Below are 21,380 nucleotides of genomic sequence, written 5' to 3' on the forward strand. Positions count from 1 at the left end.
TATGGGCGGCGCATTTAGCTATGCATCATTCTCCCGCGCCAACGGCCGCGCCGGCGGCTGGGGAGTAGGGCAGAAAACCGGCGATATCACCCAGGAGGAGTTGGCCGAGCTGGTGTCCTTCGTACCGACATCACTCAACAACGGCACGACGATCCCGGATTTTCCCTCCGCCCAGCAGCGCGCGGAGCTGGTCCGCCGTACCGCGGTTTTCGCGTTGACTCCTGAGGCAGAAAAGTGGGTCACCATGGTGTCTGTCCCTGCCGGGCTGGATGCGACCGGCCGCGGTGGCAACGTCTTTACGTACACGTCGATTTCGCGCACGGGAACCCCGCCGGCACCGGCGACGGTCCTGTTTTCTCCCGACGTTCCAGCGCCCTTTTCCATCTATGAGGTGGATAAGGTGCAGATACCGGAGGAGATCTCGGCGCGCGGCCCGCTGCACTCGGATGTGCTGCTGGAGGAATTCCTGGATGGGGAGTTCCGCCACCCAGACAAGCTTCCCGCGCCGTTCAAAGCGGTGAGCCCGAACCCGAACCCAACCTTCAACCGCGCGCTGGTCTCTGCCATGGCGACGGTGTTGAACTCCCGCAATGGCTTAGTTATTCTCGTCGCGCCCGACAACCAAGCTGCGTTGTGGATTGCCGCCACCGCCCGCGAGGTGGGAGAGGACGGTTTCGGGTTCTCCACGTTTGAGAAGGCAGCTGCCATTAATGAGTTCCCGCTGAGCACATCCACCATGCTCGTGGTGCCGCCGAGTGAAAAGCAGCGCTTGGCGGAAACCACCATCCCAGGCAATCCAGTCGTGTTTGCGCTCGATGAAGCCCTGCCAGACGTCAGCGCTTATGAAGCACGTGCTGCGGAAGAAGCTGAGGCTGTGGCCCCGGAGCCACAGGAGGAGCAGACCAAGCAGGACGCTGCGGCCGACACCACACCCGAGCAGGCCACCACACCGAGCTTTGATGATTCCTGGGGCAAGGATCCAGCGGACTTTGGGGCACCACTGACGGAGTCCTCGCCTTTTGCGGCGTCGGCCGAATCCCCGGCAGGCTTTCCGCCGAATCCGCTTGATAACCCCGCGCCGAACACACCGCAGGAGAACCCCTTCGCCACTACACCGGAGGCCGCACCAGAACCCGGGGGAGAAGCATCCGCCGGCCAGGCGCAGCCACAAGGAGCTGCCGGCGGCAATGCCAACGTTCCTGGGCTCAGCGCCGAGGAGTGGCACAAGCTTCGGGAATTCGATCCGCGCTGGTGGATCGAGCACCTTGATGTCAACCGCGGCCGCTCAATCCAGTTGGCCTACCTTGATAAATCTTCGTTGGGGGAGGGGCTGGACAAGGTGTTGATGTCCGCGATAGTGGCCTCCTGGGTGTTCTACTTCCCGCGGGATTTCAACCTCTTGGCAGAAGACGCACTGCAGCCTTGGGAGAACCGCGAACTCGAGCACATTGGGTACCTCACCGCTACGCATTTTGCGGGAGTCATCGCGCTGGAGCATTGCGAGCGCTACGCCACGGGGCGCGTCGCCATGTTGCTGGATGGTACGACACAGTTGCTGGCGGAGCGCTCAGCTCCCCTGCAGCAACGGCCGGGGCCAGCGCAGTTTGCACAGCACACAGCGTGGCAGCACCGAGGCGCAGCTCCCAATGAGCACGGGCGAAACACGGGATTCCACGGAAGGTAAGAGAAGGAAAGAAGCGTCATGGCTAAATACACACTGCGGGACGGCGAGTCCCGCCGCATCGGCTCAGACGGCATCCTGCGCGTCGAAGCCTTCGAGATGGGAACCGGCGGCGCCTCGATGGAGCTGGCGATCCTGGGGGAGGGCGTTGACGCCGTGCGCGTCCACGATCTCTCCCTCATGGTGCACTCCCTTCCCGAGCGCGCCACCATCGTTGTGCGCCCGAAGGGGAATGGGACCTTCGGCCTGCGCAGCGAGGTGCGCCTGACGGTGAGCAACGCGGGCGACTCGGTGACGTTCCCGCGCGTGCTTATCGACGCCGCCGAGGACTCCGCCGAGCGCCTCGCCGAGGTCACCCCGGAATCCGGCAGCTACCGTCTGGAAGCATTCGGCACGACCGAGGGCGCCGGAATTACCGACTCCGCCCGCGAGGTGCGCTCCAAGATGCGCCGCGCGGAGCTGGACGTCGCTGGCCTCGATGCCGTTACCGTGGTCGTCGATGGTTCCGCCTCCATGCAGGTCAACGTCACACCGAAGATCGTTGAGGCGGCCGCCAAATACATCGATGCGCTCTCCGATGCCTTCCGGCACTTCCGCGCCACCGACGGCCAGGACAGCATCGAGACCCACAAGGTAGACGAGCTCACGCGCTTCATCGCGGGCGTTATCGATAACGGAGCGGAGCGCGTCGGACAGCGCCCGTGGCGTGGGCCGACGGTGGCTTCTACAGCCTCTCTTGCTATCTACGTCACCGATTCCCCAGTGGCTTCCATGCTGGAAACCCAGGTGCCTACCGTCGTGCTCATCACGAGCGCCATCGGGCGCCAGGAGTTGGAGCTTGCGCACATCAACGGAACCCCGGCTCATGTGGCGTACGCGGTGATCGACGGGGACGTCGTCAAGCAGCTCGATACCGGCGCCAACACGGAGCTTTCGGAACTGACCGATCGCGTCACCGCCATGCTGAAAGAGAGGAACTAATGAGCCAGGCACGTTGCCCGTGGACCTTTAAACCGCTCGAGGATGGTGTGACGGTGAGTCCGTACACTAACCGCGAGCTGCCGCAGGGATGGACCGACGCCGTGACGCATTGCGTGGCCATGGCCGGTGCGCGTAACTCCGGTAAGTCGCTCTACACCGCAGTGATGATCAAGCAGCTCAAGCAGCTGGCGCACAAGCACAATCGCTCCGTCCAAGCGGCGGATGAATCCACGCGCGAGCGTTACGCGGAGGTTTATGAGCGGCCGCTCTTTGAGGAGATGCGTGCCATGGACCCCACACCAAGTGCGGTGGCTACCGACGCCTACCAGCGCGATCCGCTGATTTTTGAACTCGGTAAGTGGCCGGATGAGCAGGGCCGCGAGCGCATGAATTACCTGGTCTTCCGTGACGTGGCGGGCGAGGACTTGGAGAACCCTCCGGAAAACGAGGCGGACCGGGAGAACCTGGCGTTCTTCTCGCACGCGGATTTGGTGATTTTCCTTTTCGATCCGCTCCGCGTGCAGCAGATTCAGGATTTTATCCACGGCCTGATTCCCAACATTGGTGAACTGGGCGCGGACTCTTTGCGGGTCCTGGATAACCTGCTGGATTTGCTCGATACGGATACCCCGCCGCCGCTCGCGGTGACCATCTCGAAGTTTGACACGGTGCAGAAGCTAGAGCAGGTGGATGACGTGCGGTGGAAGAAGCTCATGGCCAACCGCGGTGCTGCCTTCCGCCGCGACACCGGGTGGAATTTCCGCGATTCGGACCGTTGGATGGTTCACCTCGAAGCGGAATCGCTCTTGCGCTTCTTGGGCGCCAACGATCTGATCAACAAGCTCTATTCAGCCGCGCCGCGCGATGGCAGCTTCTTCGTGGTCTCCGCCTTGGGGGAGGCCCCGACGGGCCGCCAGCTGGCGCGCAGCGGCATTGCGCCCTATCGCGTGCTGGATCCCATCCGCTGGCTGCTCAGCCGCCGCGGCGTTTTTGTGCAGGACGTGTCATGACTTTCGGCAGCCCGCAGTCCCCAGGAGCACCGCAGCCGGGCTCGCCTGCCGGGACCGCGCCGGACTATCGCTATGGGCAGGTCAGCGACACCGTCCGCCAGGCCCGCCGCGCCGCCGATATGAAGGCACAGTGGGCACCGTGGCCGCTGAAGGTCGCAGCGGTGCTGGAGATCTTCATCACCAGCTACGCCGTCTACAACATCTGCCGGCTCGTGGCCTTTGAAAACAGCCCGGCGGCGGTAAGCCGCACGGACCAGCTCTCCACGGAGCTCGGCGTGCTGCTGGGCGTGCTGGTCCTTCTCGTGTGTGTCATCACGACCTATGTGCTGCACGCGCAGCAGTCGGCGCGGATTGCCTTGACCGCTATCAGCGCCATCGTGGTATTGCTCATTCCACTGAGTTCGGTGATGCCCGCGTCGATCGTCTCCGCGGCAGTCATCGTTCTGCTGTGGTTGCCGGCGAACCGGCAGTGGTTTGGTGGGCAAGAACGACAGCGTTAGGCCTTGTACGCGTGTGGCTTAGGCCTTCTTGCGCAGTTCCTCGAGCGCGCGGGAATTGCCCGCTGCGGCAAACAGGTTAAACGCAAAGTGATACATGTTGCGCGCGCGGTCTGCCGCGTTGGCGGCGGTGTAGCGATCCCCAAGAAGCTCAGCTACCTCCGCCATGGCGTTTTGCTCCGAAGACGTGGTGGCCTGGGACGCGGGGTGCTTCTCCAAGAAGTCGAGCAACACCTGGGTGGATTTAAACATGTCCTGAGCCTGCGTGCGCAGGCTCTCGGAATACAGAACGGTCCACTTGGCGGCTACGGGGAGGCTCTTGAGCTTCGTGGAGTCCACATAGCGTGAGGCCAGGATGTCGTAGGCCTCCTCCGGATCGCGGTGGCGAACATCGAGGGCCACGGTCTTGAGGAGGGCGTGCAGCTCACCGTCGAGGTCGCCGCAACGTTGGTACTCGCGGGCAGCGGCGGCAAAGCAGGCCACGCGCTGCTCTACATCGTCAGGGGAGTGTTGTGCGGCATCGCTGTAGAAGCGGGCCAGCATGGGCGCTGGGAGCTGCTGGTAATCCTCGTCGCTGCGTGCGTTGGAGAGGATGGTGAAGGACTGCGCAGCCACGCGTTCACAGTCGGCGGCAGAGTTGGATGCCCAGAGTGCGCCCACGGCCGATTCGAGGATGGCTTGAAGGATTGCGGCCATCGTGGCACCCGCTCCGTCGAATTTGCCTCCGGTCACAGCGTCGTTGACAGCCACGAAGTCGGCCGCATGCGCCTTTGCATCGCCGTTCTTTGCGAAATCTAGAAGTTCCTGCAGATCCGAGAGCGACGTCGTGCTGTCGGGGCTGATTGATGCATTCTCGCTAGCGGGGGCGGACTCGGAGAAATCCTTGTGGCTGGCCGCGGTGCGAGCTGCGGCGATCTCGCCCAGCGCGGTGTCGTCACCAGCCGCTGCTGCCTTGGCCGCAAATTTCTCTGCTTCTTCGGTGTTGTCGTTATCCAACCATGCGCGGGCCACACGCGTATAGCCAGTAGCTACGAGAGACGGCTGCCCGGTCAGCGCTCCAATCGAGGCAATGGTGAGGGAATCGTCGATGTTCTCGATGGTGCCAGCAGCCACGCGAAGTGTCTCCCGCGCCTCCAAGTAGTGGGCGGCAGGGACGGCATCCTCCGCACAGCCTTGGAACGTGTCGTTGGACAGCACGCGGTCGATCTGCTTGTCAATGTGGGCGGACTCAACGGTGGGAAGAGAAAGCCCCGGCGCCTGGGCACGCGCATAGGCGAGCATGCGCTCGGCGTCGGCAGAATCAAGCAGGGGATACGTCGCGTCAGAAGCCATGGGGGAGATTCTAGTAGAGGACTCCGACGCGCGCGGGCCTCCTCGTAGACTGGTGGGCATGGATTCTCTCAGCCCCGCCGGGCGCTATGCCCCGAGCCCGTCCGGCGATCTGCATCTGGGTAACCTCCGCACGGCGTTGCTGGCTTGGCTCTACGCCAGGAGCAGCGGGCGCCGCTTTCTTATGCGCGTGGAGGACATTGACACGCAGCGCTCCTCGCGGGAGTCGGCGCAGCGCCAGCTGGAGGACCTCGCCGCGCTCGGCTTGGACTGGGATGGGGAGGTCATCTACCAGCAGGATCGCTACGCGGCTTATGAGAAGGCACTCGCCCAGCTTCCCACCTTTGAGTGCTACTGCTCGCGCAAGGACATCCAGGAAGCCTCCCGCGCCCCACACGCCATCCCAGGACAGTACCCGGGCACCTGCCGCGCGCTTAGCGACGATGAACGGGCCGCCAAGCGCGCCGAGCTGGCTGCTCAAAACCGCGTGCCAGCCATACGCCTGCGCGCCGACGCCTCCTCCTTCACCATCCACGATGCCCTCGCCGGCGAGTACACCGGGGAGGTGGATGACTTCATCCTGCGCCGTGGCGGCCAGCCCCCAGCGGATCCGAACCAGGGCATGGACTGGGCCTATAACCTGGCGGTTGTTGTTGATGATGCCTTCCAAGGCGTCGATCAGATCGTGCGCGGTGATGATCTACTGTCTTCGGCCCCGCGCCAGGCCTACCTGGCGCACAAGCTGGGCTATCCGGAGCCGGAGTTCGTCCACGTGCCGCTCGTGCTCAACGCTGAGGGTGTGCGTTTGTCCAAGCGCGATGGGGCGGTGACCCTGCGTCAGCTGCTCGATGGGCACGGTAGGGATGCGGGGGACGTCGTCAAGCTCTTGGCCCACTCCTTAGGGTATGAGGCCTCTTCCGTACAGGAGCTGTGCCAACAGTTTCAGCCGGAGAAGCTATCGCGGGAGGCCTTCGTCTGGGATGGCGCTGTGTAGCTCCTCCCCCTCGCCGGCTGTACAGCGGTAGTCTGAGAACAAAAAATTTAACGGAGAGAGAAGCTCAGCATGGAAGTTTTGTTTGTCCTTATTGGCCTGATGCTGTTGACCGTCATCGTCAAGGCGGTAGGGGACAAAATAGGACTTCCCTGGCCGGCGCTTTTGACTATCCTTACGGCGGTGGCGGTTTCGGTGTACGCCACTTTCTCGAATGGCACATTTGAATTCTCCGTGCCTGCTGACCTCATTCTTCCCATCTTCTTGCCGCCATTGTTGTGGGCGCTGGCAAGGAGAACATCGTGGGGTGTCATTCGTGAGCAGTGGATGACCATCCTGGCTCTGTCCGTGCTGCTCGTGGTGGCTACGACCCTGGCGGTGGGATTCACCGCCCGTGCTTTCATGCCGGGCTTGGGGCTCGCTGCCGCCATCCTTATCGGCGCCGCGATTGCCCCGCCAGATCCGGTGGCCGTCGAGGCCGTGGCAGAACCAGCCGGTATCCCGCGGCGCATCATTTCCGTGCTGCAGATTGAGGGCCTGTTCAATGATGCTGCGTCTATTGTGGCCTTCCACCTCGCCCTGGAAGCCGTGACGAGCTCGGGGGAGATGCACGCCGGGGAAGCGGTGACGAGTTTCCTCTACTCCGCGGCGGTAGCCACCATTCTCGGGCTCGTCGTGGGGCGCGTGTCTTCGTGGTTCGTCGGCGCGGTTCACGAGGTTATCGCTCGCAACGCGTTGACGTGGGTGATTCCTTTTGCCGTGTACATCGCCGCGGAGGAGCTCGGTGCCTCCGGTGTCATCGCTGTGGTGATTGCTGCGGTGGAACTGCACTCCCGCGCGCCGATTCAGGCGGAGGACCGCCTCTCCGGCCAGTCATTCTGGGAGACCGTCGAGCTACTTTTCACGGGTGTGGCTTTCGGCCTCATTGGCTTGACCGTGTTCAGCGCCATCGACGCCGCGGGTGCGGACCTCTGGCATGCGGTCATCATCGGCGTCATCCTGTCCGTTGTTGCCTTCCTCGTGCGCTTGGTGTGGATGTACGCCTTCTATCTCATTAATAGGCGCCGCGGGAAGCCACGCCTGGCGCCGCAGCGCCTGCAGGAAGTGCTGCTTATGACGTGGTCCGGCATGCGCGGTTTGGTGACTCTTGCGCTGGTTCTGTCTGTTCCAAGTGGTTTGAGCTTCTATAACGAGTTGACCGTTATCGCCCTCGTGGTGCTGCTCATGACCATGGTGATTCCCGGCTTGTTGCTGCCGTGGCTTATGCGTCAGCTCGACCTCACTACGTATTCGCAGGCAGCCACGGATAAAATGCGCGCGACCATTACCTCCCGCGCGCGTAAAGCCGGCATTGCTGCGATGCGCGCGAAGTATGAGGAACTGGACCCCGACACTGCGGCAAATATTGCCCAATGGTTTGAGGACCGCCTCGGTGAGGACGAGGACGGTGAGGACGCTACAACTCGTCTGCGCATGGCCATCGAGGCCCGTGAGGTGGCCCTCGCGGCACGGCGAACAGCCCTTGCCGGCGCCCAGCAAGAGTTGCTGCGCCTGCGCCGCGATAGGGAATTCAACCCGATGATTGTGGACGAAGTGCTTGCCGACGTCGACCGGATGTCCCTCGGCGCAAAGAAACACAGTTGAGGGGAGTGCTGATCCGTGACTAAGAATGGTGGCGAGAGGAGCGAATCAATGGACGCCTATGAGTACGCTCAGCTGGAAGACGGCCTGGATTATCTCTACGACTTCTTCGATGCTGACTTGGAGGAGCGCGTGCGCGCCGGGCGTGAGCTGCTGCCAGCGGGCATGGAGGACATCCTGGGTGATAGCACGCTGGATGACTACGTGTGGCTGTGGATCAAAGAACCTGGCCCCCGCGGCTTCCGCCAGTTCCTGCGCGATGGCGGCTATGGCGAGGACGAGGTGAAAGAGGCTTTCCTGCTCGTCCGCACGGAATGGGGCATGAATACCCCGCCACACGTGGAGTGGCTCAAGGAAGACGGCTTCGAGGCCCCCGAGTTCGATTAGGGGCGGTTGACCATGGACGTTCGATGAGGTGCCTCCCTCAGCCGCAAAGGAACCAAAGTACTGACACCTTATGCGAAACTCCGCACGCAATCACCTGGGGTTTTCCATCCTAGTCCCCGCAAATGGTGCCTTTACTTTGGTTCCTTTGCTTGAAGGCTCCAAGTCACCGCATGAAGAATCCAATAGCCTCGACTTCTAATACCGCACACGTGCAAAGGGTATTTGGAATAATCGCAACAAATCTTTGGCCCAGCGAGAAAGGTTATTCCAATCATGCGATTCGATCATTTGACAATCTTGACCCGCAATATCGAAGCCTCATGGGAGTTCTACCATCAACTTCCAAACTCCGAGGTAAAGCCATTGTCTGCTGGAGAAGGATATTTTGAAGTGTCGTTTGATGACAGCGTAATTGGCGTATTCGATTCTTCAGCTTTTGCTTCAGCCACTAACACTAGTCCGGCGACCCCCGGCGGAGCAGTAATCCAGTTTTCTGTCGAGGACGTCGACGAGTACTGGAGTCAACTTCCAGATTCCTATCGCGAGGCTTCTGCCTCACCGAAGAAAATGCCATGGGGTTCTTATTCCGCCTACATTTCGGATCCAGACGGAAACATCTTGGAGTTCTATACGTGGTGAAACGGGGGCTTGGCTCCGGATAAAGAAGAAGTCCCCCTGGATGATGACATCCAGGGGGACTTCCCAGTGGCGGAGGATAGGGGATTTGAACCCCTGAGGGATGTGACTCCCGCACGCGTTCCAGGCGTGTGACATAGGCCGCTAGTCGAATCCTCCGCTGGAAAACATTACATGAGCCCCCTAATGAAGCAAAATCGCCAGGTCAGGGCGAAAAAGTTAAGGATGTAGTGGCTTGAGGCGGAAAGCGCGCTTGGAAGCGGAGTGGGGAGCTGGGTGGTGGGGGAGCGGTTTGGCGTCGGCAAGCAAGGCGCGCTAGGCTAGACCGCAGGATTCCGCGTGGCGTCCATCCTCTGAACTCCCCCAGGGCAGGAATGCAGCAAGGGTCAGGAGGCTCTGGCGGGTGCGCGGGGTCCCCTTTTTATTTGTGTGCTTTCACACGGGGGATGTGACGGGGCGTTAGTATGGTTGCCATATGTCCGCACTACGTCCCGGAAGGAAGACGGATGTCTCTTCTTAATCTTGAAAAGTCCGAGCTTGATGAGCTTGCCGCGCAGGTGCGCAAGGACTACGAGGCCCTCAAGGCTGAGGGGTTGGATCTTGACTTGACCCGCGGTAAGCCGTCCAAGGCGCAGCTTGATCTGTCCAACGATCTGCTCGTTCTGCCGGGGCGCGGCCACTACACCGATGCTGCGGGTAATGACCTGCGCAACTACGGCAACCAGAAGGGCATCAAGGAGCTGCGCGATCTGTGGGGCAAGCTCACCAACATGGATCCGGAGCTCCTCATTGCGGCGGACTCTTCCTCCCTGAACATCATGTATGACCTCATCCTGTGGGCCTACACCTTCGGCACCAACAGCTCTGAGAAGCCGTGGTCCAAGGAAGAGACCATCAAGTGGATCTGCCCCACCCCGGGATATGACCGCCACTTCGCCATCACGGAGTCCTTCGGCTTCGAGCTGATTTCGGTGCCGATGGAAGAAGATGGCCCGGACATCGAAGCAGTCGAGGAGCTGGCCAAGGACCCGCAGGTTAAGGGCATGTGGGTTGTGCCGATGTTCTCCAACCCCACGGGTGCCGTCATCTCGGAAGAGAAGACCCGCCGCCTCGCTGCGATGGAGACCGGCGCACCGGACTTCCGCATCGTGTGGGACAACGCTTATGCCGTGCACACACTGACCGAGGACTTCCCGGAGGTTCTGCCGATTTTGGAGATTGCGGAACAGGAAGGAAACCCGGACCGCTTCTGGGCTATGTCCTCGTCGTCGAAGATCACCTTCGCTGGCTCCGGAGTGAGCTTCTTCGGTTCCTCCGAAGATAACCTCGAGTGGTACCTGGAGCACGCCGGTATCCGCGGCATTGGCCCGAACAAGATCAACCAGCTTGCGCACTACGAGTTCTTCGGTTCCGCCGAAGGCGTGCGCGCGGTTATGCGCCGCCACGCTGCGCTGCTGGCGCCGAAGTTCGAGGCGGTTCTTCGCATCCTGGATAAGAACCTCACCCACCATGAGATCGCGGACTGGACCCACCCCAAGGGCGGCTACTTCATCTCCCTCAACGTGATGGAGGGCACCGCCACCCGCGTGTGGGAGCTGGCCCGTGACGCCGGCATTCTCCTGACCCAGGCTGGTTCGGCGTACCCATACGGCGAGGACGAGAAGGACCACAACATTCGCTTGGCTCCGTCCCTGCCCCCGCAGGAAGAAGTTGAGGCAGCCATGGATGGCGTGGCCACCTGTGTGCTGCTCGCCGCACTAGAGAAGCTGGGGGTATAAGGCAATCAACTCCGACGAGACGGCCTACTGGCTTGACCAGATCATCCCGGCTGACCTCGAGTTTAAAAACGTCGAGGGGCAGCGCCTGGGCTTAGCCTCACTGGAGGGGGATCAGTCCCTCGCCGTCACGTGTGAGTTTGCCGCCGTCGACACCGGGCTAGCGCACGCCGAGCAAAGCATCGACGTGCGCTGTGAGCTCCTCACCGTCGCCCGCACCGGGCAGGTGGAGGTGGCTGCCGCAGTGAGTGCTGCGGCAGCGTTGCTCACGGAAGCCGCAGGCTTGTTGCCCGCGCAACCGGGCCTGCTCTTGCCCAAGCTCTTTGCTGAAGACGATGAGCGCTTCGCTCACTTGAGCGTGCGTCATGGCATGCTCATCGCCCCGTACCTGTGGGGCGGCCAGACCCCGCAGGTGGCGGAGGAGGGCCGCCTAACGCTGGTGTGCCAACTGCTCATGCTGAGCGACGCCGAGTATGCCTACGCCGTCGAGGAAGGCGTGCCGGCGCTGCAGCAGGCGGTGGCAGAGCAAGGCATCGATCTGCTGGATTGGCAGCGCTCGGAGTGACGTGTCGGGTTGAGGCGCTACACTGACTAACCGTGGCTCTTTACCGGAAATATCGTCCAGCAACTTTCGCGGAAGTGGTAGGCCAAGAGCAGGTCACCACGCCTTTATCCGCTGCCCTCGACGCAGGGCGCATTAACCATGCGTACCTCTTTTCCGGCCCGCGTGGCTGCGGAAAGACGTCGTCCGCGCGCATCATGGCCCGCTCGCTGAACTGTGAGCAGGGGCCAACGTCAACGCCGTGCGGGCAGTGTGACTCTTGCGTCTCGCTGGCCCCGGGTGGGCCGGGCAACTTGGATGTCACGGAGCTCGACGCCGCCTCTCACAATGGTGTCGAGGACATGCGTGAGTTGCGTGACCGCGCCTACTACGCGCCGGCGGAGTCGCGCTACCGCATCTTCATCATCGATGAGGCCCACATGATTTCCGCCTCCGGTGCGAACGCCTTGCTCAAGGTTGTCGAGGAGCCGCCGGAGCACGTGATCTTCATTTTTGCCACGACGGAGCCGGAGAAGATCATCGGCACCATCCGTTCGCGTACCCACCACTATCCCTTCCGCCTGTTGACTCCGCCGGCGATGAAGGGGCTGCTGGAGCGCACCGTGGCCTCGGAGAACGTCCACGTGGATGACACCGTGTACCCCATGGTCATCCAGGCCGGCGGCGGTTCGCCCCGCGATACCTTGTCCATCCTGGACCAGCTGTTGGCGGGCGCAGGCCCCGATGGGCTGACCTACGACGTGGCCCGTCCACTTCTGGGTGTTACGGACGTAGGCTTGTTGGATAACACGGTTGAATCCCTGGCGAACCAGGATAAGGCTGGGCTCTTCCGGCTTGTCGACGATGTCATTGAGGCCGGCCACGACCCTCGCCGCTTTGCCATTGACCTTTTGGATCGTTTGCGGGATTTGATGATCCTGCAGGCCGTCCCTTCAGCGTTGGAGGAGGGGTTAGTCTCTGCGCCGACTGACCGCGGTGAGATCCTCACTGCCCAGGCGCAACGCTTCTCCGGCCCACAGCTGGCCTACTTGGCGGAAACCGTCAACGAGCGCGTGTCCTCCCTTCGTGGTGCGACGTCCCCACGGCTGCTCCTAGAAATTCTGTGTGCGCACCTCATCGTTGGCTCGGGGCCTGCAGCGGCAGCCTCCGGTCAGATGCCCACTGCTGCCCCGCAGGGGGCGGGCGTGCAGCCTTCCGCTCCCGCTGGGCAGGGAACTCCGCCTGCGCAACGCCAGCAATCTGCGGTCGCTAGCGCCCAGGATCCCGCGGCCGCTGCCGCGGCCATCATTGCGCAGCGTCGCAGCCGACAGGCGGCAAAGCAGGAGGCCCAGCAACAGCAACCACAGCAGGTCGAAAGGACTCAAGAAGCAGCCCAGCAGACGCAGCAGACCCCAACCCCTGAGGCTGCGCAGCCTCAGGCACCGGTGGAGCGCCCTGCACAGCCGGAGGCGCAGCCTGAGCCGCAGTCAGAGCAGCCTGAGCAGCACCAAGAGCGACCGGAGCACCAGCAACAGGAGCAGCACGAACAACCGCAGGAAGCGGAACAGCCGGAACTACAAGAACGGCAAGAACAGGCTCAAGGACAGCCACAAGAACAGCAGCCTGAGCCCGAGCAGCCTCAAGACCCAGCCGCGGAAATTCGCGGGCGTTGGTCTGACCTGCGGGCGACGATTGGGCGCCGGAACAAGGTCGCTGAAATCATGCTCGCCGAAGCCCGTGTCCTCGGCGTGCGTGATGACACCTTGGTTCTTGGCCACACCACCGGCGCGCTGGCGGAACGCATCAACTCGCCAGGCACCAACGAGGTCATCGTTACCGTCCTTAAGGAAGAGCTCAACCGCAACCTGAAGGTCACGTGCGTCATCGGCACCGACCCGAAGGCCCACGGCTTCACGGTGGCTGAACCAGCCCAGCGCACCCAGTGGAACCCCAACCAGCCACCACGCGAGGCCGCCGAGCCCGACGAGGAGGCAGAGAGTCCGGAGACTCCGGACAACGCTACTGATTCGCACTCTTCCGACACTGTGCCTGCTTCCGCGGCAGCAACAGAATCTGAAGAAGTAGACAAGCCCAGCGAGTCCGAGGCGAAGGAACCCAGCAACGCTAGCGATGACCCGTGGGGCGCGCCGCGCCAGATTGGGCAGCAGGCTCCGTCGTCTGAAACGACGACGGAACAGCCGCGTGAGGCAGCTGAGTCGCAGCCGCCGGCAGAACCACAACGTCCGGACGTCGCCCCGCGCGGGGCGATGGTGCCCCCAAAGAGGGAGGCCCGTGGTAGCCAATGGCGATCACGCATCGCGCAAGCGAGCCAAGTAGCGGCCCAGCGGGACGAAGAGTTTTCCAAAGTTCCCAAGTTTGGCAACGGCGTTCCACTGCCGCCGGAGCCAGGCCCGGAGGAAGGCGAATTCGAAGCCCCACCGGAGGAGTACGGTCCGCCGGCGGGGATGGGTGGGGCGTCGGAAAGCGCAGGCCAAGCGCCTGCCGCGCCGCAGCAGCCTGTGCCTCAGCAAGCTCCCGCTCCGCAGCCGGAGTACACCCGCGCGGATGAGGAGCGCGAGATGATGGAGGCCGCGCAGAATGCCGGCGAGATGGACCACCGCAACGCCACGGAGGTGGCCATGGAGCTCCTCGCACAGGAGTTGGGAGCGCGGCGGCTCTAGCGTGGCATCTGTACACTTGGCGCGTAGTGAAAATAATCGTGTGAAAGGATTTTTAGCATGACTGAGAACGACCCGATGCAGCAGGCAAATGACATGAACGAGATCCTGGCGCAGGCAGCCCGCGTCCAGGCAGAACTGCAGAAGGCACAGGAAGAGATCCTGGCCTCCACCGTTGAAGGCACCGCCGGCAACGGCTTGGTGAAGGTCACCATGACCGGCGGCGCTGAGCTGCAGAACGTTACCATCGATAAGTCCGTGGTCGACCCGGAGGACATCGATACCCTCCAGGACCTCATCGTTGGTGCCTTCAAGGAGGCCCACGCTGCTGCTGGCCGCCTGGCCCAGGAGAAGATTGGCCCGCTGTCCCAGGGCATGGGCCAGTCCCAGCAGAACTACGATGGTCCGTCCTTCCAGGATGTCTTCGGCGGCAACCAGTAATCCGCGCGTTAGACTTAAAGGCCGTTGTTGCTCTCTTCGTGGAGAGCAGCGCGGCCTTTTATTGTGTCCCCGGCCGTCGAGGTCTGAGGGGTTGTTGAGTGAGGGGAGCATTGCGTGTTTGAAGGACCATTGCAGGATCTCATCGATGAGTTCTCGCGCCTGCCGGGTATTGGCCCGAAGTCAGCGCAACGCATCGCCTTCCACGTGTTGCATCAGGACCCAGAGGAGATTGACCGCCTCCAAAAGGCGCTGGGAGCAGTACGCGATGGCGTGACGTTCTGCCGCATCTGCTGCAATATTTCCCGCGAAGAAGTCTGCCGCATTTGCATCAATTCGCAGCGCGATGCCTCCACCATCTGCGTGGTGGAAGAGCCCAAGGACATCCAGGTCATCGAGCGCACCGGCGAATATGACGGCCGCTACCATGTGCTGGGTGGCGCGCTCGACCCGCTGGCGAATGTGGGGCCGAAGGACCTCAACATCTCGCAGCTGCTGCAGCGCCTCGGCGGCGTGCTACCGGACCGAGAGCTTGCTGATTCCACCCCGGAAGAGCCGCTTTACGACGACTCTCCGGACATCACCGAGGTCATCCTCGCCACCGATCCCAATACCGAGGGCGAGGCCACTGCAGCCTACCTCGTGCGCTTGCTGCGGGACTTCCCGGGACTGAAGATCACGCGCCTGGCCTCCGGCATGCCGCTGGGAGGCGACCTTGAGTTTGTTGATGAGCTGACGCTCTCGCGTGCGTTGAGCGGCCGCCTGACTGTTTAAACCGACGCTTCAGGAAACAGAGAATTAACCGTTGAACTTTTTCTCCAGAGCTTCCATGCCGGTAGGACTCATGGGGATTTCGGTTGTGGAAAAACAACTGCGGTAGCTGCCAAGATGATTCGCATAAACGTCCCGACCAGTGCCCGCAGCACGAATCTTGCTGTGGGGGCTACTTGCATGGGCTAGTCTGTTCCCGAAGTACTTGATTGCCCAATCGAAATCCTTGAAATCTGGGTCATATTTGTAGGCTGAAATTCTGCCAAGAAGTGCGCAGATCCAATCTGCGCACTGAACTGTTTGGTAAAGATGGCTTTCTACTTCGAGCGGTGGTTCAAGGAGTTTGTCTGCATCTTGGTGGGAGAACATAAACGCGGCGCTTGATGCGAAGATATCCATACGTTCTTTGGGCCCCTGCTTGTCGAGCACCATGAGATACCGTTGGTTTTCAGCCAGCGACCAATTGACACGCTGAATAAGTTGTTTCATGGCGTGGTCATAACGTGATCGTTCGTCTTCGCCAGTATCTTCGTTGGTGCCCCGTGGCTTTTCTTGGCCGTAGAAAATGATTTGTGCGTTGAGTTTCTCAAGTGTGTTGAGTACGCGGTTTATCATGCTTCGGACTTCACGGTATTTCTTTACGTTCTGTGTCGTCAGAAGCGCGGCCCCTTTCTTTTCCCAGCGTTCTACAGGGCGACCTTTTGCGATGACCTTAGCGTCAATTTCGGCTTTGAGTCCGCGTTCTTTAATTCTGCGAAATGCTCCTGAGAGCTGCCGAATATTGTCGGCTGGGATAATGAACCCACCAATTCCAAAGACGGGGTGAGTTTTATAATTCGGATCGGTGCGGGAGACATAAGCCCCGTTATGTCCAAATTCGTCAAAATATCCGATGTACATCTTCCCCCCTGGATACGCGAAAGCTCGTGTTGTTCACACGAGCTTCGGAAGTGGAGCACCTTGGTGCGTCCGTTGCTTACTGTACCGTGTACCGAAGATTCTGGTCAATAGGTTCAGTTAGTTACTTCTGTTGATATCTAGCGCTGCGAGCGCGGCGGCTCCGAGGCGTTAAAGCGCTCGGTGCGTAGCTGGTCAATAGCCGGAATGTCTAAGGGCTCGAGTTCGCTGAGTGCGATTCCCATGGCCTTGGCCAGCAGCAGGTCCGCCAGCTGCGGGTTGCGCGCCAAGACGGGGCCGTGCATGTAGGTAGCGATAACGCTGCCCTGCACCGCGCCCTCGGCGCCGCGCTGGACGGCCCTGTCGGAGAGGTCCAGAATGGCGGCGGTATCCGCATTGCCGGTTCCACGCGTGAGGGTTCCCAGCGGTTGGGCGGCAGGCCCCAGGATGGTTGCACCCATGTGGTTCTCAAAACCGGTGAGCGGCTCGGTGAGCTCAGCGGTGATGCCGGCCTTGGTGGGTTCGGTGGCTACCTCGCCGATGGCGCGCTCGGCCATGGAGGCAGTGGTGGCGTCGATAAGCCCCACGCCATCCACCACGCGGCCGGACGCACGGAAGGACTCGCCGAGCACCTGTAGGCCAGCGCAAATTGCCAGAATCGGGCGACCAGCGGAGGCAGCGCGGGTGAGGCCACCGTCAGCGATGAGGTGCTCCGCGGCGAGAATCTGCGCGGTGTCCTCACCGCCGCCCAGGGTGTAGACGTCGAGGGACTCCGGCACTGGCTCACCCAGCTTGATGGGCACGATCTCTGCCTCGTGGCCGCGCATGCGGGCGCGCTGGCGCAGCACGAGGGCGTTGCCGTCATCGCCGTAGGTGCCCAGGATGTCGGGGAGGATGAGGCCAATCTGCAGGCTAGTCATTCGAGTGCTCCTTTGCTGCTGCGGCGGTAAGGGCCTTCTTCAGATCACGGAAGGCGGTGTAGTTGGCCAAGACCTCGATGCGGCCCTCCGGGCAGGACTGAATAGCGGTGAGGGGATCCGGGATGAGCTCGTGCGAGATATCCGCATAGACCAAACGCACTGCGAGGTCGGTGCCGCGCTCACCCGCAGCCTTGACTGGCAGATCGTCGAAGTCCTCGAAGCGCACGTCCCACAGCCAGGACATATCAATACCGTCGGCCACGTGGCCGTTGGTGGCGATGACCAGGCCATCGGCCTCGCGGTCCACCATGGACAGTGCCTCCTGCCAGCCGGCGGGGTTCTTCGCCAGGAGCAGGCGGATAGTGCGGTTTCCTAGCGTGACGGTGGAATAGCGCCCGGCCACATCATCGACGCCTTCGGCAGCGGCAATGGCCTTGTGGCGGTCCACGCCGAAAGCTTCGACCGCAGCGGCGACGGCTTGGGCGGCATTGCCGCGGTTGGCCTGCCCCGGCAGGGCCAGCTGGAGCTTGTCGACGCCCTTCGGGCTCACCAGTCCTTCCTTTGTTACTGCCCAGGTGGGTGTGGGGCGGCGGAATTCGCGGCCGTCGGCAAGCGGCTTGACCGCGTGCCAGTCCTCGCCCTCGCGCACGATGTGTCCTCCGGTGCGCGGGCAAGTGACGGATTCACCCATCCAGCCGGCACCGGCGGAAACCCAGATGACGTTCTTCGCGTCATAGGCCACGGAGGTCATGAGCACGTCATCGCAGTTGGCGATGATGAGCATGTCCGGGTGTGCCTCGACTGCGCCGCGCAGGGCGCGCTCAATCTTGTTGATCTCACCCACGCGATCCAGCTGGTCGCGGGAGAGATTCAGCAGCACCAGCGCGGTGGGGTTGAGATTATCCGCGACGTGGGGCACGTGGAGCTCGTCGACCTCGAGGACCAAATGGCTCGCGTCCTTGCCTGCCAGAAGCGCGGAGATGATTCCGGCGTCCATGTTGTCGCCGCCATCGTTGGTGGCCACGGAGTGCTCGGTGCGCACAGCAGCGGCAAGCATGCGCGTGGTGGTGGATTTACCGTTGGTTCCGGTCACCAGGATGGCTGGGCGCTGCTTGGCTAGGTTCTGCATGATGGTGGGGTCGATGGCGTTGGCGATGAGCCCGCCAATCATGCCGCCGGCGCCGCGGCCCGTGGCGCGCGAGGCAGTGGTAGCCAGCGTCGCAGCGGTGGTGGCAACCGCAGTGCGCGCGGAGGAGAACGCGCTTCGGAAGTTAAAATTCATGTTCCCCAGGGTAGTCGGGGGACGCTAGCTATCGGTGTTGCGGGAGCGGTTGTGTCCCGAGTTTTGTTGGCCCTGTTGGTTGCCATTACCGCGGCGGCCGCGTCCACCGCGTCGGCGACGCCGACGCCCGTGGTTTCCGCCCTTGTTTCGGTTGTTGTTGCCAGAGCCCTGCGAACCTTGGTTGGTAGCCGAGCCCGAGTGAGCAGGCTTGTCGCCTGCGGAACCCTCGGTTGAAGGGTTCTGGTTCTTCTTATCGTTGTGCCCTTGTTTAGCGGGCTGATGATTACCGGAAGATTTACGGCGGGAGCGACGGCGATTCTTGTTCGTGGAGCGGTTGCGGTTGGACTGCCCACCGGAGCGTCCCTCGCCCTGGCGCTTCCCTGAGTTGCCCGCCCCACCAGATGCGGACTGCTCTTCTGGCTCCGTGGGTTCCTCGATGCGCTCGAGGGCGGCGAGGAAAGCGGTGTCGGACATCAGGGGGATGTCCTTGCGGTGAGCGTGCATGGGCTTGCCCACGAGGTTGGTGGTGATGTTGCAGACCACCAGGGACGTTTCTCGGGTGAGCTTTTCAGAGTAGTTGAGCTCCTCGCGGGCTAGGGCGGCGATGATGGTATCGGGGTCCTCGGTGATTTCCGGGGCTACGACGATCTCCATGCCGCGGATGAGCTCCTTGCCGGGCACATACGGACCGGGGTTGTGGTGCTGGCGGGGCGCTTCAGCAGCGTCGACGCGGACGTGGGAGCGCTGCAGCCCGAAACGATCCGCTCGCAGGTCATCCGGTGTGGCACTGCTCAGTGGGCCTGAAGCTTGCGCGCGATAAAGAGCCACGAGCAGGCGGGTTGCTTCGCGGGAGGTATCTTTTTCTGTCCTCTGCGCACGTTCGACGCTGGCCGTGGGGTCGGGTGCGGAAAGGCCGGTGTCACGCGCGACGGCCGCCAAGCGGATGTCGGTGCCCCACACGCTTTGGCGGCGGGCGGTGGCGAGAGTATCCACGATGGCGACTGGGGTGGGGACGTGTCCCACCTTGAAGCGGCGGCGTCGGCCCTTGCCCCGGTTGCGATTGCGCGCGCGGTTCTGGCGGGCAGCGGCGGTCATTGCACGGCGCGCTTCGGAGACGATGAATCCCCAGGTATAAGGGGTGTCGTGGACGATGAGGGTGCGGCCATCAATGAGCCGGTCCAGGGGCTTGAGCAGCATGGAGAAAGACTGCCCAGCCTGGATTTCTTCGACGCTTAACCCGTGGAGGTGCCGCGGTCCGGGGTCTGCGCCTGGGTTGATGACGGCGTGGAATTCCTGGCCGATCTCCCCAGCGGCGTTGAGAGTCAACGCATCCACGGTGAGCAGGCGGCCGGTCGAAGGGTGGATTCCGGTGGTTTGGATGGTCAGCGCCACGTAGGGAAAGGCGGCGAGAGCTTCCTCGCGGGCAGAGGCCTTGTGCTCCCTATCGGTCTGCTTCTTATCTGCCTGGTGGGGGCGCGGGCCCGGCTTAGGGGCGCCGGTGTGTGGTGACGCCGCGGCCGGCGTCTCTGCAGCGCTGAGCTGCGCTGCAGGCTCGGTGGGGCCGGGTGTCGTAGTCATTGTTCACAGTTTAGTACCCAACTGCGAGGAAGCTGGAAAGGGCACACGAGAGGGGGGTTGTATCCACTGAGTCGCGGTGAAGGTAAGCACGCTGCGGACTAGCCAAAGTCGATGATGATGACCCAGCCGCCGCGGTCGGATTGTTCGGGAGTGGGGTCAGGCTCGCGGCTGGGCTCGGGCTCTTTAGTCGGCTCGGGCTTTCTGGTGGGCTGAGGCTGAGTGGTCGGCTTGGGCTTGCTAGTTGGCGTGGGCTTAGCGGTCGGCATTGGCTCGGTCGTGGGCTTGGGCTTAGCGGTTGGCCTGGGCTCGTTGGTTAGCTGTGGCTTGGTGGTGGGCTTGGGCTTGCTAGTTGGTTTGGGCTTGGTGGTGGGCGTTGGAGTTGCCGGAGCAGAAGTAGTCGAGGGCGCCGGAGCCGCCGTGGGTGGTGTGCTGACGCGCGTGGTCACAGGGGTAGTGGCCGGCGGCGTGCTCGGGGCAGTTGGTTCGTCGTGAGGTGCGGTTCGATCTTCGCCCACCGGAGTAGTGGTGGGAGCAGCCTTTGACGTGGAGGGCGTGGGTTCAGCCGGTGGCGTCGGCGTAGTCGTCACCACAGTCGGCGACGGGGTCGCCTGAGTTTGTGGGGTGGGACGGGGTACGTGGATCGGCGGCGTTGTGCGCGGCCGCGAAGTAGTGCTCAGCGGGTGCGTGGTGGTCGGCGGCTCTGCGGAGCGACTGACCTCACGTGAAGTGGTTGATTCCGTGCTTTTTTCGGTGCTCCTAGGGCTGGAGCTGGGAGCGGTGAACGCCTCAGTGCGGCGAGCCTCCGGAGCGTCGAGCTCCTCCGCTGTGGGTTCGGTGGTCCGAGGTGCTGCTGTTGTCGGTGCTGTATGCGGCAGGTGATCCGCCTGCGGTGAAGTAGCAGCCTCCTCGGCAGCGGGCAGCGGTGTACGTTCCGTGGGCTCAGCGAGCTCCGTGGGTTCTGCTGGTTCTGTCAGCTCAGTAGGCTCTGTGGGCTCGGAAAAACCAGTCGGGCTAAGCGCTCGCGTAGCGTCCGTATCATCCCGCTCCTCGGGGAGGTGGGCGTCTGCAGCCACAATGTCCGCAGTGTCCGCGACGTCGGAGGCCTTGTCCTCAATAGCAGCAGGGTCGGCGTCAGCAGAGTGTGACGTGGACACAGCGAGGGTGTTTTCTTCAAAAGCCGATTCGGCGAGGTTATCGTGGTGTGAACCGGAGGAATTCCCGGAAGATGCGAAGTTGGCAGCCCCGCCGACCACGACGGCAACGCCGGCAGCACAAGCTAGCTTGAGCCTGTTATGTCCATAGGGTTTTTGGACATGGGCCTGGCCCCCGGAAAGTAGACACGTCGGG

17 protein-coding genes, 1 tRNA gene, 1 other RNA gene and 2 pseudogenes are annotated in these 21,380 nt (G+C 62.4%); 14 read left to right on the forward strand and 7 right to left on the reverse strand.

The features are described from left to right. Position 1: 1 nt before the first annotated feature. From HMPREF2807_RS00805 to HMPREF2807_RS00820, 4 genes are read left to right on the forward strand one after another with little or no spacing between them, the layout of a single operon-like run. Complete coding sequence (locus tag HMPREF2807_RS00805; protein ID WP_070509672.1) at positions 2-1,684, forward strand: GAP1-N2 domain-containing protein; 1,683 nt, start codon at positions 2-4, stop codon at positions 1,682-1,684. Positions 1,685-1,702: 18 nt separating this feature from the next. Then, positions 1,703-2,662, forward strand: coding sequence for a hypothetical protein (locus HMPREF2807_RS00810; RefSeq protein WP_070509676.1), 960 nt, complete (start codon positions 1,703-1,705; stop codon positions 2,660-2,662). Beyond that, entirely contained in the window at positions 2,662-3,672 is a 1,011-nt protein-coding gene (locus HMPREF2807_RS00815; protein ID WP_046648844.1) for a TRAFAC clade GTPase domain-containing protein, read from the forward strand. The genes HMPREF2807_RS00810 and HMPREF2807_RS00815 overlap by 1 nt, the downstream gene beginning before the upstream one ends. Next, positions 3,669-4,172 (forward strand): hypothetical protein, encoded by a 504-nt coding sequence (locus HMPREF2807_RS00820; RefSeq protein ID WP_070509678.1) that lies wholly within the window; start codon positions 3,669-3,671, stop codon positions 4,170-4,172. The genes HMPREF2807_RS00815 and HMPREF2807_RS00820 overlap by 4 nt, the downstream gene beginning before the upstream one ends. An 18-nt stretch (positions 4,173-4,190) precedes the next feature. Here the strand turns inward: HMPREF2807_RS00820 and HMPREF2807_RS13810 are convergent, their stop codons facing one another. Beyond that, complete coding sequence (locus tag HMPREF2807_RS13810) at positions 4,191-5,501, reverse strand: hypothetical protein (RefSeq protein ID WP_049157807.1); 1,311 nt, start codon at positions 5,499-5,501, stop codon at positions 4,191-4,193. Positions 5,502-5,559: 58 nt separating this feature from the next. Between HMPREF2807_RS13810 and gluQRS the strand changes: the two genes are divergently transcribed. The 4 genes from gluQRS to HMPREF2807_RS13295 all read left to right on the forward strand — a co-directional run bounded on the left by gluQRS (position 5,560) and on the right by HMPREF2807_RS13295 (position 9,156). Beyond that, on the forward strand, positions 5,560-6,492 hold the full coding sequence (gene gluQRS / locus HMPREF2807_RS00830; RefSeq protein WP_070509699.1) for a tRNA glutamyl-Q(34) synthetase GluQRS: 933 nt from the start codon (positions 5,560-5,562) through the stop codon (positions 6,490-6,492). A gap of 69 nt (positions 6,493-6,561) precedes the next feature. After that, a complete protein-coding gene (locus HMPREF2807_RS00835) occupies positions 6,562-8,133 on the forward strand; it encodes a cation:proton antiporter (RefSeq protein ID WP_070509680.1) in 1,572 nt (523 codons plus the stop codon). Positions 8,134-8,181: 48 nt separating this feature from the next. Then, complete coding sequence (locus tag HMPREF2807_RS00840) at positions 8,182-8,517, forward strand: hypothetical protein (RefSeq protein ID WP_070509682.1); 336 nt, start codon at positions 8,182-8,184, stop codon at positions 8,515-8,517. A gap of 273 nt (positions 8,518-8,790) precedes the next feature. Beyond that, positions 8,791-9,156, forward strand: coding sequence for a VOC family protein (locus HMPREF2807_RS13295; protein ID WP_083306500.1), 366 nt, complete (start codon positions 8,791-8,793; stop codon positions 9,154-9,156). Positions 9,157-9,223: 67 nt separating this feature from the next. Here the strand turns inward: HMPREF2807_RS13295 and HMPREF2807_RS00845 are convergent. Beyond that, positions 9,224-9,312 (reverse strand) — tRNA-Ser (locus HMPREF2807_RS00845). A gap of 167 nt (positions 9,313-9,479) precedes the next feature. On the opposite strand from HMPREF2807_RS00845, the gene ffs reads away from it, so the two are divergent. The 6 genes from ffs (at position 9,480) to recR (ending at position 15,359) form a co-directional block, all read left to right on the forward strand. Then, positions 9,480-9,578, forward strand: an RNA gene (ffs, locus tag HMPREF2807_RS00850) — signal recognition particle sRNA small type. Positions 9,579-9,659: 81 nt separating this feature from the next. After that, entirely contained in the window at positions 9,660-10,931 is a 1,272-nt protein-coding gene (locus HMPREF2807_RS00855; RefSeq protein ID WP_046648836.1) for an aspartate aminotransferase type Ic, read from the forward strand. 184 nt (positions 10,932-11,115) lie between these two features. Then, positions 11,116-11,493, forward strand: a complete 378-nt coding sequence (locus tag HMPREF2807_RS00860; RefSeq protein WP_232751585.1) for a suppressor of fused domain protein — start codon at positions 11,116-11,118, stop codon at positions 11,491-11,493. Between the two features lie 32 nt (positions 11,494-11,525). Further along, on the forward strand, positions 11,526-14,150 hold the full coding sequence (locus HMPREF2807_RS00865; protein ID WP_070509684.1) for a DNA polymerase III subunit gamma and tau: 2,625 nt from the start codon (positions 11,526-11,528) through the stop codon (positions 14,148-14,150). Positions 14,151-14,207: 57 nt separating this feature from the next. Next, positions 14,208-14,588, forward strand: coding sequence for a YbaB/EbfC family nucleoid-associated protein (locus tag HMPREF2807_RS00870; protein WP_046648833.1), 381 nt, complete (start codon positions 14,208-14,210; stop codon positions 14,586-14,588). Between the two features lie 114 nt (positions 14,589-14,702). Further along, positions 14,703-15,359 carry a recombination mediator RecR gene (gene recR / locus HMPREF2807_RS00875; protein ID WP_010190001.1) on the forward strand — a complete coding sequence of 219 codons (657 nt, stop codon included), beginning with the start codon at positions 14,703-14,705 and terminating at the stop codon, positions 15,357-15,359. A gap of 24 nt (positions 15,360-15,383) precedes the next feature. Here the strand turns inward: recR and HMPREF2807_RS00880 are convergent, their stop codons facing one another. The 5 genes and pseudogenes from HMPREF2807_RS00880 to HMPREF2807_RS13815 all read right to left on the reverse strand — a co-directional run. Beyond that, entirely contained in the window at positions 15,384-16,256 is an 873-nt protein-coding gene (locus HMPREF2807_RS00880; protein WP_070509687.1) for a DUF3800 domain-containing protein, read from the reverse strand. A 137-nt stretch (positions 16,257-16,393) separates the two neighbouring features. After that, on the reverse strand, positions 16,394-17,173 hold the full coding sequence (locus HMPREF2807_RS00885; RefSeq protein ID WP_070509689.1) for a type 1 glutamine amidotransferase: 780 nt from the start codon (positions 17,171-17,173) through the stop codon (positions 16,394-16,396). After that, complete coding sequence (locus tag HMPREF2807_RS00890) at positions 17,166-18,455, reverse strand: Mur ligase family protein (RefSeq protein ID WP_070509691.1); 1,290 nt, start codon at positions 18,453-18,455, stop codon at positions 17,166-17,168. The genes HMPREF2807_RS00885 and HMPREF2807_RS00890 overlap by 8 nt, the downstream gene beginning before the upstream one ends. Positions 18,456-18,866: 411 nt before the next feature. Beyond that, positions 18,867-20,033: pseudogene (locus tag HMPREF2807_RS00895) on the reverse strand (DNA polymerase III subunit epsilon); the annotation flags it as partial. A gap of 98 nt (positions 20,034-20,131) precedes the next feature. Continuing rightward, positions 20,132-21,380, reverse strand: a pseudogene (locus tag HMPREF2807_RS13815) (hypothetical protein); the annotation flags it as partial.

Origin of the sequence: Corynebacterium sp. HMSC074A09 (assembly GCF_001811545.1) — a bacterium.
In the GTDB taxonomy this organism is placed as follows: domain Bacteria; phylum Actinomycetota; class Actinomycetes; order Mycobacteriales; family Mycobacteriaceae; genus Corynebacterium; species Corynebacterium hiratae.

What these genes read in the sequence shown, in the direction of transcription:
- HMPREF2807_RS00870 (WP_046648833.1), top strand. Translation starts at nt 14,208, where the DNA reads ATGACTGAGAACGACCCGATGCAGCAGGCAAATGACATGAACGAGATC.
- HMPREF2807_RS13810 (WP_049157807.1), bottom strand. Translation starts at nt 5,501, where the DNA reads ATGGCTTCTGACGCGACGTATCCCCTGCTTGATTCTGCCGACGCCGAG.
- gluQRS (WP_070509699.1), top strand. Translation starts at nt 5,560, where the DNA reads ATGGATTCTCTCAGCCCCGCCGGGCGCTATGCCCCGAGCCCGTCCGGC.
- HMPREF2807_RS00815 (WP_046648844.1), top strand. Translation starts at nt 2,662, where the DNA reads ATGAGCCAGGCACGTTGCCCGTGGACCTTTAAACCGCTCGAGGATGGT.
- HMPREF2807_RS00805 (WP_070509672.1), top strand. Translation starts at nt 2, where the DNA reads ATGGGCGGCGCATTTAGCTATGCATCATTCTCCCGCGCCAACGGCCGC.
- HMPREF2807_RS00840 (WP_070509682.1), top strand. Translation starts at nt 8,182, where the DNA reads ATGGACGCCTATGAGTACGCTCAGCTGGAAGACGGCCTGGATTATCTC.
- HMPREF2807_RS00890 (WP_070509691.1), bottom strand. Translation starts at nt 18,455, where the DNA reads ATGAATTTTAACTTCCGAAGCGCGTTCTCCTCCGCGCGCACTGCGGTT.
- HMPREF2807_RS00820 (WP_070509678.1), top strand. Translation starts at nt 3,669, where the DNA reads ATGACTTTCGGCAGCCCGCAGTCCCCAGGAGCACCGCAGCCGGGCTCG.
- HMPREF2807_RS13295 (WP_083306500.1), top strand. Translation starts at nt 8,791, where the DNA reads ATGCGATTCGATCATTTGACAATCTTGACCCGCAATATCGAAGCCTCA.
- HMPREF2807_RS00880 (WP_070509687.1), bottom strand. Translation starts at nt 16,256, where the DNA reads ATGTACATCGGATATTTTGACGAATTTGGACATAACGGGGCTTATGTC.
- HMPREF2807_RS00835 (WP_070509680.1), top strand. Translation starts at nt 6,562, where the DNA reads ATGGAAGTTTTGTTTGTCCTTATTGGCCTGATGCTGTTGACCGTCATC.
- HMPREF2807_RS00810 (WP_070509676.1), top strand. Translation starts at nt 1,703, where the DNA reads ATGGCTAAATACACACTGCGGGACGGCGAGTCCCGCCGCATCGGCTCA.
- HMPREF2807_RS00885 (WP_070509689.1), bottom strand. Translation starts at nt 17,173, where the DNA reads ATGACTAGCCTGCAGATTGGCCTCATCCTCCCCGACATCCTGGGCACC.
- HMPREF2807_RS00855 (WP_046648836.1), top strand. Translation starts at nt 9,660, where the DNA reads ATGTCTCTTCTTAATCTTGAAAAGTCCGAGCTTGATGAGCTTGCCGCG.